At 47.0% G+C, this 16,498-nt stretch carries 15 protein-coding genes; 6 read left to right on the forward strand and 9 right to left on the reverse strand.

What is annotated here, in order from left to right:
• Positions 1 to 35: 35 nt before the first annotated feature.
• Positions 36 to 551, forward strand: coding sequence for a peptide-methionine (S)-S-oxide reductase MsrA (gene msrA / locus J2Z28_RS08965; protein WP_211082043.1), 516 nt, complete (start codon positions 36 to 38; stop codon positions 549 to 551).
• A gap of 173 nt (positions 552 to 724) precedes the next feature.
• Here msrA and J2Z28_RS08970 read toward each other — a convergent pair whose 3' ends face one another.
• From J2Z28_RS08970 to J2Z28_RS08980, 3 genes are all read right to left on the reverse strand, one after another.
• Complete coding sequence (locus J2Z28_RS08970; protein WP_211082000.1) at positions 725 to 2,872, reverse strand: alpha/beta hydrolase family protein; 2,148 nt, start codon at positions 2,870 to 2,872, stop codon at positions 725 to 727.
• Positions 2,873 to 3,133: 261 nt separating this feature from the next.
• Positions 3,134 to 4,903: a dihydroxyacetone kinase subunit DhaK gene (dhaK, locus tag J2Z28_RS08975; RefSeq protein ID WP_211082001.1), complete on the reverse strand. Its 1,770-nt coding sequence runs from the start codon at positions 4,901 to 4,903 to the stop codon at positions 3,134 to 3,136.
• The gene (locus J2Z28_RS08980; protein WP_017690500.1) at positions 4,903 to 6,045 is read right to left on the reverse strand and encodes a glycerol dehydrogenase; all 1,143 of its coding nucleotides are present in this window, start codon (positions 6,043 to 6,045) and stop codon (positions 4,903 to 4,905) included. Before J2Z28_RS08980 ends, dhaK begins: the two co-directional genes overlap by 1 nt.
• 305 nt (positions 6,046 to 6,350) lie before the next feature.
• Between J2Z28_RS08980 and J2Z28_RS08985 the strand changes: the two genes are divergently transcribed.
• Together J2Z28_RS08985 and J2Z28_RS08990 are read left to right on the forward strand one after the other, a co-directional pair.
• Positions 6,351 to 7,385 (forward strand): PocR ligand-binding domain-containing protein, encoded by a 1,035-nt coding sequence (locus J2Z28_RS08985; RefSeq protein WP_036606178.1) that lies wholly within the window; start codon positions 6,351 to 6,353, stop codon positions 7,383 to 7,385.
• A gap of 105 nt (positions 7,386 to 7,490) precedes the next feature.
• A complete protein-coding gene (locus tag J2Z28_RS08990) occupies positions 7,491 to 8,480 on the forward strand; it encodes an aldo/keto reductase family protein (RefSeq protein ID WP_211082002.1) in 990 nt (329 codons plus the stop codon).
• A 199-nt stretch (positions 8,481 to 8,679) separates the two neighbouring features.
• On the opposite strand, the gene J2Z28_RS08995 is transcribed toward J2Z28_RS08990, so the two are convergent.
• The 4 genes from J2Z28_RS08995 to J2Z28_RS09010 all read right to left on the reverse strand — a co-directional run bounded on the left by J2Z28_RS08995 (position 8,680) and on the right by J2Z28_RS09010 (position 12,159).
• On the reverse strand, positions 8,680 to 9,567 hold the full coding sequence (locus J2Z28_RS08995; RefSeq protein WP_211082003.1) for a LysR family transcriptional regulator: 888 nt from the start codon (positions 9,565 to 9,567) through the stop codon (positions 8,680 to 8,682).
• A 31-nt stretch (positions 9,568 to 9,598) separates the two neighbouring features.
• Positions 9,599 to 10,069 (reverse strand): SMI1/KNR4 family protein, encoded by a 471-nt coding sequence (locus J2Z28_RS09000; protein ID WP_211082004.1) that lies wholly within the window; start codon positions 10,067 to 10,069, stop codon positions 9,599 to 9,601.
• A 114-nt stretch (positions 10,070 to 10,183) separates the two neighbouring features.
• Positions 10,184 to 11,284, reverse strand: a complete 1,101-nt coding sequence (locus tag J2Z28_RS09005; RefSeq protein ID WP_211082005.1) for a threonine aldolase family protein — start codon at positions 11,282 to 11,284, stop codon at positions 10,184 to 10,186.
• Positions 11,285 to 11,298: 14 nt separating this feature from the next.
• Entirely contained in the window at positions 11,299 to 12,159 is an 861-nt protein-coding gene (locus J2Z28_RS09010) for a LysR family transcriptional regulator (RefSeq protein ID WP_211082006.1), read from the reverse strand.
• Positions 12,160 to 12,340: 181 nt separating this feature from the next.
• On the opposite strand from J2Z28_RS09010, the gene J2Z28_RS09015 reads away from it, so the two are divergent.
• From J2Z28_RS09015 to J2Z28_RS09025, 3 genes are all read left to right on the forward strand, one after another.
• Positions 12,341 to 13,330 carry a quinone oxidoreductase family protein gene (locus J2Z28_RS09015; RefSeq protein WP_211082007.1) on the forward strand — a complete coding sequence of 330 codons (990 nt, stop codon included), beginning with the start codon at positions 12,341 to 12,343 and terminating at the stop codon, positions 13,328 to 13,330.
• Positions 13,331 to 13,723: 393 nt separating this feature from the next.
• Entirely contained in the window at positions 13,724 to 13,942 is a 219-nt protein-coding gene (locus tag J2Z28_RS09020; RefSeq protein WP_211082008.1) for a bacteriocin immunity protein, read from the forward strand.
• Between the two features lie 341 nt (positions 13,943 to 14,283).
• On the forward strand, positions 14,284 to 15,072 hold the full coding sequence (locus J2Z28_RS09025) for a formate/nitrite transporter family protein (RefSeq protein WP_017690511.1): 789 nt from the start codon (positions 14,284 to 14,286) through the stop codon (positions 15,070 to 15,072).
• Positions 15,073 to 15,336: 264 nt separating this feature from the next.
• Here J2Z28_RS09025 and J2Z28_RS09030 read toward each other — a convergent pair whose 3' ends face one another.
• Together J2Z28_RS09030 and J2Z28_RS31475 are read right to left on the reverse strand one after the other, a co-directional pair.
• Positions 15,337 to 16,323, reverse strand: coding sequence for a WXG100 family type VII secretion target (locus tag J2Z28_RS09030; protein WP_211082009.1), 987 nt, complete (start codon positions 16,321 to 16,323; stop codon positions 15,337 to 15,339).
• Positions 16,320 to 16,445, reverse strand: coding sequence for a hypothetical protein (locus J2Z28_RS31475; RefSeq protein WP_280530813.1), 126 nt, complete (start codon positions 16,443 to 16,445; stop codon positions 16,320 to 16,322). Before J2Z28_RS31475 ends, J2Z28_RS09030 begins: the two co-directional genes overlap by 4 nt.
• Positions 16,446 to 16,498: the final 53 nt, after the last annotated feature.

Below are 16,498 nucleotides of genomic sequence, written 5' to 3' on the forward strand. Positions count from 1 at the left end.
TATAACCTTAGGTTGGAAATGGGGAATACCTTTTGATCGAAAAAGCAACGTTTGCGGGAGGGTGCTTCTGGTGCATGGTTAGCCCCTTCGAAGAACTACCCGGCATCCATGGCATCATTTCAGGTTACATGGGCGGCACGGTTGAGAACCCAACATATGAACAAGTATTGACGGGTGATACAGGGCATTTGGAGGTTGTACAAATTACTTACGACTCAGAGATTTTCCCTTACGAAAAATTGCTCGAACTTTATTGGCCGCAGATTGATCCAACGGATTCCATTGGTCAAGGGAACGATCGAAAAAGTCAGTATCGTGCCGTCATTTTATATCATACGGAGGAACAACGCGTTATTGCAGAGAAATCAAAGACAGATTTAGACCAGTCCGGACGCTTCCTTGAGCCGGTTGTGACAGCTATCGAAGCAGCTTCGATATTCTATCCTGCTGAAGAATATCACCAGAACTTTCATAAGAAAGACCCTAAATATTATGCGGAATCTCGCATATACTCTGGTCGGGACGAAGTGATTAAAAAATTCTGGGGTTAAGAATATAGATGGATAGCGGAATTTCACCGCCAAGTTATCGCCCATGCCGGGTGACCTGTTAAAAAGACCGCCTGTTAGCTAAGCAGCTACAGAGCGGTCTTTTTACAATTATATCTATTTTAAACGTTAAACATGGTTTGTGCCTATGATTACACCGGAACGGAGATTGCAGACTAAACTAAATTCCAAAACAATGCCGTATTCGCCACCGTAACCATGGTGAACAATAATGTGTTCACAAATGCGGCGAGCCATACGTTATTCGTTTTTTCAAACAATTTGCGTGCATACACGGCAGCGATGATGAGACAAGGCACCAGTGCAAAGAGCAGAATGCCATTCAATGCCTGACCTGGATACAACGCCACACCTGTCATGAAGTCTTTGCCGTATTGCACTAGCAACCACAGCACCAACCCGCCAACATTCAGTACCATGGCCAGGAACATACCCCCACGTTTACCACGTGTATTGGCATTCAGGGCAACCGCGCTGACAAAGTAATATATCAGGAAGAACGGTGTATACCGCAATGCGGTAATGAAGTGTTCACTCTCGAACGTACGGACCGCAAACGTCCAGATCCGGAAATCTGTTCCGAAGATCGCCTGTACTATGAATAACAATGCGTACCCAATGACTACTGCGAGTACTGCGGTTACCAAGCTGGCAATTATCGTAACAGGGTTCAGGCTGATCCCATAATCGCTGAAGCGGGTTCCTGCATCCTTTTTGGAAAAATAGTGGAATGCAAAGGTCACCAGAATCATAATTAACGCCGACACCAGCGCCCAGTAGACAATCTGGTTCGTAGTCGGTTCATTGAAGTAAGAACTTGTAACCACAATCTTATCTGCATAGTTGAAGATGATCCACATCACCAGAGATACGATAGCCAGAATTACGCTGCCTACCGCAATATTTTTCATCCGGCGGCTTGATGTATAGTCGTTCTTCTTGCTTCCAGCCATCACGAACCCAATAATGGCCCCAAGCACACTCACGGCGAGTACAATAAGAGCGATGATGCGAAGCACATTCAATCCATTCGCTTCTTTATCCATCAAGGTTGGGAATAGAATCGCTGGAATCAGGGTGCTGAATGCGATAGCGAGCCAATAGATTATTTTTTGTTTTCCATTGACCGCTGCGGACACGGTTGCAATCTCACCTGTTGCCGCGTTACGCAAGAACGGAAGTCTGAGCAGCAACGTAATCAGCGGAACAATCATCAGGAAGAACCCAATCAGAGCGACAAAATTAAAGGCTTCCTTCGCCCACCAGATCTGATTACCGGAATCCAGATTCACATTTGTCTGGTTGGGTGAGGTCACACCATTGAAGGCATGGGCATAAAAGTCGATCAGATGCTCGGTTGTTGTACGCGAGAAATGGTTCCATGGGTGAGTTTGATTAGGCGTAAACAAAATATGCTCACCCGTTTGGGAAGGACGTACCACTTTTCCGTCTACGGTCAGATCGCCGGATGGTACTTTGGTAAATGTATCGGTCGTGCCTCTTGGCGCATCAGGTGCAAGGCCAAGGAAGGCTTTACCCGAAGCCGTTGCTGCAAAATCCTTGCGAGTCACCGTACCTTGTACTTCTTTCTCAGCGGCTGTTTTCTCTTCATCCGATTTGTTGAAGAAAAACTCGTCATATTTCCCCGCGACCATGCCCACCGTCCGACTGCCAAATGCAGCCTGAAGCTGATCCTGTGGCGCAACCGCCGCAGCGTAAGAGTAATCCGCACCTGCTGAGATGCCTGTGTAGATCATACGGTATCCTGTTTGAAGGGAACTCATCTCATCCATGTACATTGACAACAGCGTTGAGAACCCACCCATGGAGTGACCGCTGACTGCGACGTAGGCATTGCCTTTCTCATCTTTTTTGGTGAAGTCCTGCTCATAAATATATTTGGCTGCATCAAACTGCGAGTAGATCCAGAACGTTCCGAACAGATCCTTTACCGGAATATCTGCACTCCAGCGGGAATCCCCGTGGTCATACATGTCCAGTGCAAGCACGATGTAACCGCGTCGAGACATTTCAATGGCAGGTGCATCCTGCATTTCTTTGGTATTCAGATACCCGTGAGTTGTAATAATAACCGGACGTTTGTCATCTGCACCCGCGCCTTTGGGCATGTAGAGCAGGCCTGACAGTGTTCCGTGCTCAGCTTGGAATTTGATCTCTTTGACCTTCACCGAATAGAAGGACGTATTGAACATCCCGGCAAACAAGCTACCGAAAATAACCAGAACCAGTGATAAAACCAGCAACCCCTGCGGTTTTTTTAAGAATGATGTGACTGTTCTCATAAAGGTCCCCTTAATAAATATAAAATACTAGATAAATAAATGAATAATAGCGCATTGCAGATACATCCAAAGAGCTATTCAAATTAGATGTAAATGATAACATGTAAAAATTGACTTAGTATGGCCTAAAAAAAGCACACATAACGGCGCCGGACGTCCGGCGCCATTACCTGTGTCACTTGCTGCATAGTAGCTTAACGTTTGCTGACTCAATCTCTATACCTGTCTAATGAATGACGCTGGGCAAACCCTTGATCAATCTTATTTCATCGACTCGGATAATTCTGTGAAAATAACACCCAGCGCATACGCGCCAGCATCCGGGTAGCCCAGACTACGATCGCCGACAGCACCTGCACGTCCCATACGTGCCACGATGTCTTCCGTTTTCTTCGCACCTTCAACGGCTGCTGCTGCACCTTTGGCAAATGCTGTTTTGAAGTCATCTCCAGACTCCGCACTTTGTGTCCAGGAATCGGCACACGGAACGAGTGCATCGATCAAGGTTTTATCACCTACAACGGCGCCACGTCCGAAGGAACGTTCTCCTGTAGACTGAATCCCTTGTACGGCTGCATGGATCATCTCAGCAAATTCAGCAACGTTTAATTGCTGTTTATCCCCTACAGCTTTGCCAGCCGCACGGAATGCCGAACCCCAGATCGGGCCGGATGCGCCGCCGCAATATTCCATGATGACCAAGGAACATGCATCCAGGAACGATCCGATGTCTTTTTTATCTTCGTTAATGATGTGGTTCCATTCGCGTTTCAACTGGCGGAAGCCTTTTGCCACACTCATACCGAAATCGCCATCACCGGCATGGGAATCCAGTTCACAGAACGGTACTTCGTTCTTGATGATGATCTCACCCATTTTATCGATCAGGTAGACGACATTGTCCAGTGAAAATTGATTGCCTTTGATTACCGCAGCTGATGCATCCGTCTCCACTTCGTAAGATACAGGAGCGTCTTCACCAACAACAGCTTCCAGCGCTTCGGAATAGGCCACTTGTGCTGCTGGAGGGCCAGATACTTTAAATGCAGGTGTATCACTTTCCTTGAACAACAGCGTTTTTAGTTCCTCATCCAGTTTCAGGATCGTAACCGATGCACCCGCCATATCGATACTTGTCATGTAGTTGCCTACAAACGTAGTAGCGACCTTCAGACCTGCATGTCCAGCAAGCTCACGCTGAACGGAATTGTTGAGCAGGTACAGTTCTTGCAGTGGTGTTGCACCAAAACCATTCACGAGCACCGCAATCTCAGCGGATGCATCCTTATCCAACTTCATGTCTGCGAGCAATGCTTCGACCATGCGGCCTGCCAATTCATCCGCTGATACCAATTTCTCCCGGCGAATCCCTGGCTCACCATGTATCCCTACGCCGAATTCCATCTCATCTTCAGCAATTTCGAATGTAGGCGTACCTTTAGCTGGCACGGTACATGATGTGAATCCAAAACCAATACTGCGCACGTTCTGAGCTGCTTTATCGGCAACGGATTTCACATCTGCCAGACTGCGACCTTCTTCGGCTGCTGCTCCGGCAATCTTGTGAACCAGTACAGTTCCGGCAACGCCGCGACGTCCAACGGTATACAAGCTGTCTTGTACAGCGATGTCATCCTCAACGCGTACATATTGTACGTCGATACCATCCTCTTCAGCCAGATGTGCTGCATTCTTGAAGTTCATCATGTCGCCGCTGTAGTTCTTGATGATCAGAAGTGTACCCTTGTTGCTGGCTGTTGCCTTAATCGCTTGATACACCTGGATTTGGGAAGGAGATGCGAATACATCTCCACACACCGCTGCATCCAGCATCCCTTTACCTACATAACCAGCGTGAGCCGGTTCATGTCCGCTGCCGCCGCCACTGATCAGGCTGACTTTATCGGCCTGGATCTCTCTGCGTTTGATGACTTTATATTTTTTCAGAAATTCAAGCTCTGGGTGTGCAAGCGCAATCCCGTTGCACATTTCCATAACAACATGCTCGGCCTGGTTAATAATTTTCTTCATTATTTCACCTCCCGGCGAGCTGCTTTGTACTCACGACCCATGCGGTCAGCCGCTGCAATGGCAGCAGCCACTTCAGGAACAGTGATTGGGAACGGCATGGCGTGAATGGATTCTTCCGGAATACAAGCGATCTCGGCAACTTTCAACAACTCTTCCTGACTAATGGTGTCTACACCGATATCCGCCAAGCTGATCGGCAGTCCCACTTCGAGACAGAAGTCCATGACTTCATGCAGCTCTTCGGTTGGTGCATTTTCAAGGACGAGTTGTGCAATCGTACCGAAAGATACTTTTTCACCGTGGAAGAAATGATGTGTGCCCTCCAGAACAGTCAAACCGTTGTGGATCGCATGTGCTGCGGCCAGACCACCACTTTCGAATCCAAGACCAGACAACAGAATATTGGTCTCAACGATATTTTCCAGTGCTTGTGTCACAACGTTGCTGTCACTCGCTACTTTTGCTTTTGCACCGTCAGTCAGCAGCATTTCATAACACAATTTTGCCAGTGCAAGTGCCGCATTGGTACCTACTGCAGAGGGTGTGTATCCTTCGCGGGAACCCATTGGCAGACTTGCGTTTACACGGGAATAAGATTTCGCTGTTGCTCTTGCTTCGAAGTATGTAGAGAGCGCATCTCCCATACCGGATACGAGGAAACGTGTTGGTGCATTGGCAATTACGGTTGTATCAACGAGAACCACACTTGGGCTTTGTTTGAAGTAAGCATAGTCATCAAAAGAACCATCCGGTGTGTACAATACAGCCGAGTGACTTGTCGGTGCGTCTGTTGCCGCAATCGTTGGGCAGATGATCAGTGCTTCGCCTTCTGCTACACATTTAGCCGCATCAATGGCTTTACCACCACCAAGACCGATGGTAGAGTCACATCCTTTTTCCTTCGCGATCGCTTGCAGACGAGCAACTTCCTCACGGGAACATTCCCCTTTAAAACCGCTTTCAACAAACGTAATATTAAATTTCTCGGCTGTTGCATCAAGCTTTGCTTTGACACGCTGTACATCATCCGGATGTGCAATCAGCAAGGCAGATTCTCCGAAGGATTTAACAAAGTATCCCAGGTTCAACAACTCGTCTTCGCCTTGTACATATTTAGTTGGGCTGATAAATGCTTTTCTCATAATAATATATGCCTCCTAAGGATATGAAATAGTGTAGTGATTACATCAAATTTTAATTTCTTACAATTGACCTTAATATAACGCATGAGCAGCAGGTTTACAGTGGACTTTGATAACAAATTATTATAATTTACAATCGTAATTTTTTGCTTTTTGATGCAATCATGGTATGTTATTGTCATGAGATGGTTGAATTTTGACCTCCCATTATACATTACCCGTCATCATTACATCTTAATATGTACAACTTGCTAACTTTTAACGGCCTAAATTATGAATCAGGTTAGCCATGGAGGTTTCATCCAATGATTAAAGAATATCTGCATATCAACAAAATTCTCGACCTTAATAAATGGAAGCGCCTACAAGATTCTCTCGCAACAGTAACCAAACTGGCGATCCTCACCGTTGATTATAAAGGCATTCCCGTAACCAGTCACAGTAGCTGTCAGGCTTTCTGCCAGAATGTGCGTAAAGACCCGGAGCTTCTCCCCTACTGCCAAAAATGTGATTCCCGAGGTGGTCTGGAAGCCGTTCGGTTGAATGAACCTTATGTGTATCTATGCCATTTCAATATTATAGATATCGCGATTCCAATCACGATTGATGGCAAATATATCGGTGCCGTCATGGCAGGACAAGTGAAACTCGCCGATCCGGAAAAGGGTAGCGACTTGGAGCAAATTGTCACGTCCAAAAACGTACCCATGCATGCAGCCAAGCTGGAGGAATTAAAGGATGATTACGCCCAGCTACCTGTGATGACCTATGAAGAGATTGTGAAAATCTCTAACATGTTATCCCTGCTCTGCAACTACATTGTGGAAGAAGCGCTAAACAAAAATCTGTTAGTTGAAATGTTCGAAAAAGCTTCAGGCAATCAGGAGACTCTAAACCTCTCCACCATTCTGCCGGGTTACTCCATTCGTAATATCGAGTCGATCAAAAAAGAGATGACCAATGCGATAGCGGATGCTTATCTGAAGAACAGCCCAAGTGACACGGAAAGCTCCAGCCCGGTGCTTCAGCCTGCTTTTGAATACATTCACAGTCACAAGAGTGAACAAGTTTCACTCAAACAAATGGCCGATCTATGCCACCTGAGTCCGAGTTATTTCAGCAGACTGTTTGCTAAGGAAACGGGCGAGAACTTCACCACCTATCTGGCAAAACTCAAGATAAAGTGGGCCAAGCAATTGCTGGAGGTCACCGACATGCCTGTCTCACAGATCAGTGATGAGCTGGGATTTAATGAATCGGGATATTTTATCAAAATATTCAAAAAGTTCGAGGAAATTACGCCTGCTCTCTATCGCAAATACCTCCAGGAGAAAATGTAGATTCACTGATACTTTTTTCGTATCAAAGATGAGGTTAAAAGATATTTCACCTATTAATCTGCCATTGTTACAATGGAGTCCAGATGACTTAGGGAGGCGACATGAATGGAATATCGCAAATTAGGAAACAGTGGATTAACCGTCAGTGAGATTTCACTCGGCAACTGGATTACGCATGGAGCGCAAGTCGAGGATGGAATAGCAGAAGCTTGTGTGCGAACCGCGTTGGATGCAGGTATTACCACATTTGATACCGCAGATGTGTACTCCAATACCAAGGCAGAGTCCGTACTGGGACAGGCTCTTAAGGATATACGAAGAGAAAGTATTGAACTATGCACCAAAGTCTGTCACCCAACCGGCACAGGTCATAATGACCGCGGACTTTCCCGGAAACACATTATGGAAGCCTGCAATGGTTCATTACGTCGCTTACAGACGGATTATATCGATGTCTATTACGCTCACCGTTATGACTACAACACTCCGCTGGAAGAGACGTTTCTGGCATTCTCCGATCTGGTGCGTCAGGGCAAAGTTCATTACATTGGCGTAAGTGAATGGAACGCGGATCAGATTGCACGAGGAGCCGCTTTGGCGAAGGAACTTCATATACCCTTCATTGCAAGTCAGCCCCAATATTCGATGTTATGGCGTGTGATTGAGCAAGAAGTGGTGCCTGCAAGCGACCAAGCAGGACTTGGACAGATCACATGGTCTCCTCTTGCTCAGGGTATACTATCAGGAAAATATGCGCCTAACGCAGCATTGCCCACCGGATCACGTGCAGCTGCTGAGGCAGGAGCACCCTTTTTCAATAAACTGGCTGGACAGTGGTTACGTGAAGATGTTCTTACCGCTGTGCAACAGCTTGTTCCACTCGCTAAAGAGATTGGTCTAACTCTCCCCCAACTCGCTGTGGCGTGGGTTCTTCAGCATACGTATGTCAGTTCCGTCATTATCGGTGCATCCCGGCCAGAGCAGGTATTGGAGAATGTAAAAGCTTCTGGTGTGAAACTGGACCCTGCGATCATGACTCGTATTGATGAAATATTGAATCCATGGATTGAGCGTGATCCGACCAAGACGGGATAGTTTCTTTTTTTACTACTCACAACATACTAAGTTGTACTAATCATTTACACGATAACGGAGAGGACAGAAAAAACCTGAAAAAGCGGAGCGTTCGCCTTTATCACCAGATTTTCCCCTTGAGAAAAGGGATCGAAAAAAATCTGGGGATAACAGCGATTGGAAGGTTGTTCTGTCATCGCAGTGTAAGTGTAAATAACCTTTAGCGCAACTCATATTCCCCATCAACAATGCTCATAAAGCGGGATATCACTTCCTGATTCATATCCGTCCGCCATGCCGTGTACAACGGTACGGAGGGCGGATTTTCTTCTAATGGAAGAAAGACTACACCCTTACGCTGGAACACATCCACCGATGACGGAACAATAGAAACGCCCATGCCCGCCGCAACGAGATTCACAATCGTATACATCTGGATCGCTTCCTGTGTAATCCGAGGGTCTACGCCATGCTCCCTGCAATAATCGAGAACGAGACGATGGAACGGAGAGCCGAGATGCCTTGGGAATAAAATAAAATCTTCATCCGCCAGTTCTCGAATTGAAACTTGAGTCTGAGAAGCCAACGGGTGATGATCTGGCAATACGGCAATCAACGTTTCCATCTGGCAGGGGCGGAACGAGACATGACGAGTATCTTCCTGATATCTCAAAAATCCAATATGGATTTGTCCGTCTTCCAGTGCCTGCAATTGTTGGGACGAAGTCATCTCACGCAGCGTCAATTCAATCTGCGGATATGCAGAGCGAAATTTCCTAAGAACATCCACCATAATGCTCCCCGAAGCCGAATCCACAAAGGCTATGGTTATATGCCCGATGATGCCCTGATCTGCTTTTTGCGTAAGCTGAATGGATCGTTCGAGCTGGGCCATGATTAGCCTGGCCTGTTCCAGAAATACCGCACCTGCCGGGGTGAGACGAACCATTTTTCTGGTGCGCTCCAACAGCTTCACGCCAAGCTCATCCTCTAAATTCTGAATCTGCTGGCTCAGCGGTGGTTGCGTCATATTTAATTTTTCCGCTGCACGGTGGAAATGAAGTTCTTCTGCCACCGTGATAAAGTATCTTAACTTTCGAATATCCATAAGCCGATTGCGCATCCTTCCGTCTACCTTGTTAATTCATCTGTTCCTGAACCCAGATTGCCGACTCAGCCAGCATAGTCATCAATTCATTAAAGTCCACAGCAATTTCCCGCAGAGGAGTTTCCCCTGCATCGTGGATCAACATCAGCACCTTGCCTGAATTTTGATCCAGTATAGCCGTACTTCCTTCACCAAATCCACCAATCGGGAAAGGCTGGAGGTCAGCTGGCAGCTCGTATTCTTTCTCATATTCACGGTATACTTCCAAAAAATCCGGATAAGCCCAGCTCAGTTCTTTCACCGAATACAAGGCAGGGTCGCCGAAGTTACATGCACCGAATTCAAGTAAAAGTGCGCGATACGCTGTGGGCAATTTCACATTATACTTTTGCTCAAAATCCTCAATGCTCTGTTGTGCTTCAGGAGTACACCCATCTCCCATTGATGTATCGTAGGCCTTCACCAAAAGATCACGAATCGGTTCCAATTCTATCGACGTCACTTGAACTCCCCCTTTTAGTTACCTTTCTCCACTGATCAGCCGTTGTGAATTCAATAGTTCTCCTTGAAGCGCAACACCTTACCCAAACAAGAGTCGAGCATTAAAATCAACTTCTTATCTCACCTGTTTACGCAACTCTTGATCCAGCCATTCCAGTGCTGCACGCAGCTTGTCCTGAGGAGCTTGCCCATAACGATCACCTGCAGAATATTCAAAAGAACAGCTATTCCCACTCGTCTTGTTCAAATAAGAAGTTATTGCAATGTCATGCTGCTTAGCCATTTGCACAAGAATCGGTTCGACTTCGTCCGCAGCTAGCGCAAAGTGAACATGGAACATATTCGATACTGGCACCTCGGGCAATGTATGTATCCCGTGACACGCATTCAGTAGGGAGGCAAGTTCTTGAGCCTGCTCGTAATACAGCTCCATTTTGCCAATCCGTTCATTGAAATAATACTGAGAACTCAGAATATACGGATACAGGCCGATAAGATCTCCACCGTGCCGACGTTTCCATACTTTCGATTCTTGCATCACATCCGGATCACCCGCCAATATAGCCCCCGCAATACCTCCAATGCCTTTGTAAAAGGAAACATACACCGTATCAAACAGACTGCAAATCTCCGCAGGCGTTTTCTCATAATAAGGAGTGATCTCAAACAGGCGTGCCCCGTCCAGATGCAGCTTAATCCCGCGTTCACGGCAATAGGCCGAGATCGCTTCCAGTTCTTCATACGCCGGTAATTGCCCACCAATCTCACGTTGTGGCAGTTCCAACAGCAGACAGGCAATGTCCTGATCAAGCGCTTGTACATCTTCCAATCGAATCAAACGGTCCTTGTCCGCCAGCAAAAGCGATTCAATCTGGTGCAACTCTTTCAGTCCGTCTTCCTCATGGATTTCCAGATGACATAGAGGGTGGTAAGCTACTCGCTTTACTCCTTTGCGGTCACACCAGATCCGTAATGCAATCTGCTGCGCCATCGTTCCGCTTGGGAAAAACACCGCCGATTCCTTGCCGAGAACGTCAGCCATCTGTTGCTGAAATTCTTCAATGAGTGGGCCGTTCCCGTAGTGGTCACTGAACAACTCCCCATCGATCTGGTCCAGTACGTTCTGAAGTACCTTCACTCGGCGACTGCCATGACCACCTACAATAAAGTCTGCCTGACTAAATGCTTCCGCGAGCGTTAACGTAGTATCCTCCAAGATCACTCACTCCTTTATAGTTCTGGTTCTGTAATAATCTCAACCAATGCGCTGAGCGCACTAGATATATGTTCACCACGGGAATACACAAATCCTACTTCCAACCGGCAATAGGGATCCGGCAAAGACATCACCGCGATCTCGCCTCTTAATTCTGCTTTGGTAACCGAAGAGCGTGGCAACAATGATACACCGAGCCCGGCAGATACACCATTCAGAATCGTGTCCAGTGTTCCATATTCCATGATGTTAAGCGTGTGGATACCCTGATCGTTCAAAAAGGATTCCGCCTGAGTGCGATGAGTGCATCCGATCTCAAAAAACAACATCGGCCTGGACAGTAACGTGTACATCTCATGTACTCCAGGTTCAGCGATCAACACCAATTCCTCGTCATACATCTTCATATAGTTCAGCTCAGGATGATCAATCGGGCCATATATTAAGGCTCCATGCAATTCATATTGGATAACCTTCTGGTTCAATTCATGCGTCCCACCCGTGACAAGCGAATGATGTACCTCCGGGTAGCATGAAGTATATTCAGCCAATAACGGCGTCAGAAAAGTGGAAGCTGCTGTCTCTATGGCACCTAGACGAAGCATACCAGCTGGTGGGTTACCCACTTGTGTGGCCTGCTCTGCTTCATATAATAATTCCAAAATTCGATCCGCATACCCAAGCAGGTTCTCGCCTGCTGGTGTAAGCGACATCCCCCGATTGGAACGATGAAATAGCGGTACTTGCAGTTGGGTCTCCAACTGTTTAATCCGTGCTGTTACATTGGACTGCACATAATTAAGTGAGAGCGCAGCTTTACTGATACTACCTTCGCGGGCAACCGCCTGAAATATTTTCAAATCACCTGCATCCATACCCTGATCACCTGCTCGTCGTTATATCGGCATTCTGCATCATCCGATTCATGCAAAGTGCTTATCTATTATTTTTAATGATACTGACAATCATTTTTGTTCATTTTACGTGAATCTGCTCCGTCTGTACAATGAGGCTCAGTAGTGAAGTCTGGCTACATAGACAGGAGGAATATTGAATATGAAAGCTATCGTTCATTCAGGCCAGAGCGGCCTTGCAGGTCTTCAATATACAGAGTCAACATCTCGGGTACCAGAAGCCGGGGAAGTGCAGATTCAATTAAAATCCGCTGGTATCAACCATCGGGATCTATTCATCATGGCAGGACGCGGAACCCAGGACACCCCGCTCATTCCCGGTTCCGATGGAGCAGGTATTATCGTAGCGATTGGCGAAAGCGTAAGAGGGTTCGCAATAGGAGATGAAGTCATTATCCATCCTACGCTCGGTTGGGAACATGCATCTGAAGTGCCGATCGTACCCGATATTGTTGGTGGCCCTACGGATGGAACGCTCGCGCAATATATAACGTTGCCTGCTGAAAATGCCCTGCCTAAGCCAGCCCACCTATCCTGGGAGGAAGCAGGCGTACTGTCCCTTTCCGCGCTTACAGCCTATCGCGCCTTATTTACTCGCGGCATATTGAAGAAAGGTGAACATGTGCTCATTCCCGGTATTGGCGGTGGTGTTGCAACCTATGCCCTGCTCATGGCAGTAGCGGCTGGTGCCACGGTGACCGTCACCTCCAGAAGTGAAGCCAAAAGAAATGAGGCACTGCGCTTGGGTGCTACCCATGCATTGGATAGTCATGCCGATTGGAGTACGCAGAACGATCTGGAACCTGTGGACATCATCTTGGATAGCATCGGACAAGCCATGTTCCCCAAATATTTTGATATAATCAGACCAGGTGGACGTATCGTGATGTATGGTGCAAGTTCGGGGGATGATCTGACCCTACCCATTCGCTCTATCTTCTTCCCGCAGATCAGTCTGATCGGCACCTCTATGGGCAGCCGTGAGGAGTTTATCCAGATGCTGCAATGGGTGGAGCAACATGACATACATCCTGTAATTGATGGCGTATATCCGTTACAGGACGCAGCGAAAGCGTTCGAACGTATGGAAAAAGGCGAGCAATTTGGTAATTTGGCTATCCTTATGGAGTGATATCTATTTTGAGATGGGCCTTCATGAATTGTTGAAAATTGATTTAGATAATGGGGTGAATCCATCTGATCCGTCTCGCTAAACGTATACTAATTGTCCTTATTGCTATTATCATTGTGGCCCAAATTCCTATGTTAAAAGAAACCTTAGCCCGAGGAGTTACTACGTTATATGTGAAGATAAAGTATCCCGAACATTCCTTTCAATTCCAAGACTTCATCTACGAGTCTCATTTCGGAAACTATATCATTTCTTATACTGATCAAGACGAACAACGCATTAGTCTGATGCTTGAGCCCAAATTTTTACCGGTGATCATTACGTATGATCCATTGAATCAACCCATGAAATGACTAGTTTGTTCACACTATGAATCTTTCAGGAGGTATCGATATGGACAATAGATTACATTTGGTAGAATTGGTTCGCAAACTGATGGACTCTGAAGGAACGGAAGCCGAGTTGGATGACATGTTAACGGAGCTACAGCAGCAGGTTCCACATGCGGAGATCAGTAATTTGATTTTCTGGGATGATCGAGACATGACGCCTGAACAGATTGTGGAAGAAGCCTTGGCTTCCCGTCCGATCCTGCTTCCGCCCCATTCTTAATATTTTTCAGGAGGTGAACGGTAGGATATGTATGACATGTCTGATTTAAATCATAATAACAACAATGAACACCCTGATTTTAACGAAATCAGCCGAGAAGAAAAACTACTACATATTAGTCAGAGGAGCGGCCTTTGCTATTCTTGTTGCACATCAACAAGTTAATGGTGCTGCATACGCGTTAGAATCGCTTCAATCCGATCCTGACTTTGGCTCTTCTGCAATGCGGGTACTGCATTCGAAACAACGAATTAATAATCAATAAACCAAGCTACCCCCTCCCCAATTTCCATAATTTCGTTATAATGGTAAGCAAGACACCATGCTATTGGAGGAGAATTATGGAAACGGAAGCTTTACGCAACGTGGAACAACTAGCCCTGAAGAAACACAAGATTTACAAGCAAAGCTTAATCAGGTACCTTGCACGCTCCATGCTGGCCAGTATGTTTATCGGATTCGGCGTCATCGTGGCGTTTAAGACAGGTAACTTCTTTTATATGGAGCAGTCCCCATTTACCTATCCGATGGCGGCAATTACGTTTGGCGCGGCCATCATTTTGATTGCCTATGGCGGGGGTGACCTGTTCACGGGCAATACGTTTTATTACACGTATGCGGCGCTGCGCAAGAAACTGCGCTGGTTCGAAGTGATCAAACTGTGGATTGCGAGTTATAGCGGTAACCTGATGGGCGCAGCTGTGTTTGCCTTGTTAATCTACCTGACCGGATTGTTCGACTCGTCTCAGGTGAATGGTTTTCTGTTAAGCGTGGTGGAGCATAAGATGGAAGTTCCGACCATGCAGCTCTTTTTCCGGGGAATCCTGTGTAACTGGCTTGTATGTATGGCGTTCTTTGTCCCGATGTTCATGAAGGAGAATGGAGCCAAAATGTTTGCCATGATGCTCTTTGTGTTCTGCTTCTTCATCTCGGGATACGAGCACAGCATTGCCAATATGTGTACGTTCGCGATTGCACTTGTGCTGAACCATCCGGGGACGATTTCATTTGAAGGTGTGCTTCACAATCTGGTTCCCGTGACCTTGGGTAATCTGGTGGGTGGTGTGCTGCTGATGGGCTTTATGTATTATGCGGTGAATAAACCGTTCCTGGATGAAGAGACACATTAATCTCTGGCAAAAAAAGCCATCCTTCCGGCCCGGTCCTTCGACCGTGGCTAATCGGTAAGAAGAATCCAAAACACCCCGGCATCCTTCCCATCTCAGGGAAAAGGTTGCCGGGGTGTTTCTCTATAGGCAGGCTCACGGATAAGCCGCCTGCCCTCCACACGCATAGCCATGTGATATACAACCACATGGCTCCATGCGGTGGGTCGGCAAGCAGGCCGCAATCAGGTAGCCCTGTGTTGCCCGCTTGCCAACCCTATCCGTGGCTTAGAAGTACTCCCGCCACGGAGTATATTCAATATCGTTGTCGCCGCGCGTGACCACGATCATATTTTCGATTTTACCCGTCTCCTTGTTGGTCCGGTAGATCATCGTACGTGTCTCGCCTTCTTCCGGCACAGAGAACAGGAACTTGTCCGCAACAAAGGAAGACCCCAATCCTGTGGCGTGTTCCGTGAAGGCAGAGCCCGTCTTGCTTGTCAGTAACAGACCAATCCCATAGGCTGTAGCCGTTTGTGCTCCTTTGCCAAAGATGTGCTCCCCTTCACTGGTCGTATGCGTTTGCTCCCAATATTCATACTTGTCCGTATTTTTGTTGTAATCCACGACGTTCCCCTGTTTGTCCAGGCTAACAGTGGTGGTTTCACCCTTGTCGCTCTTCACCTGATAGGTACCTACGATGGAATCCTCGGTAATTTTTACCGTCTTACCCGTATTGGGGTCAGTCTGATAGATTACATCTTCATACTGAAGCCGAATGATGTTCATACTGGCCTGAATCTGCTGCGCCAGTTCTTCGTCGCCCATCTCTTTAGCTTTCTTCAGCATTTCCTCATAGTTTTGGTAATTCTCAGCATCCTTCTTATCCCATTCATCCATATTCTCCGGTGGGCCTGACGTCTTGCCTGGGCCGTCACCTTTTTGTTTCCCCATGGTTGTAAGTGTCTGTGCCGCGGTCAAAGCCGCCATAAGTTCCTGGCTCACCGCCTCTTCATCTGTCGTGCGGAAACGCTCGGCAATCTTCTTAAGCTCCGACTGAATGGACAGAACCAGTTCCAGAACAGATTTCATCGTGCCTTGAGCCGTTGAATAATCGTTATAGAAGCGTTCCCGTTCCATCCCGTCCCAATTGCTGCGCATGTCACTCATCTTGCCGTCCAATGTGGACATGAATCCCGATAATTGCTGATGTGCCTGAGCGAACTGCCCACTGACCGTCTCCAGTTGTTCCGGTGTCACCTTAATTTGTGTCATCCTGCACACTCCTCTTCGTGGTCATTATATCCCGTAGTTAACCAATGGGTTGCCCGAACAGCACTCTCCCAGATCTCGACCAACTTGTCATGATCTTGTTCCCGATATGCAACGACTAACATGTCCAACGTATTCTCCTTTTTCTATTAACAGTAAAAGGTTATGTAAAAGCCCG

The organism is Paenibacillus xylanexedens (genome assembly GCF_017874615.1).
GTDB lineage: Bacteria > Bacillota > Bacilli > Paenibacillales > Paenibacillaceae > Paenibacillus > Paenibacillus xylanexedens.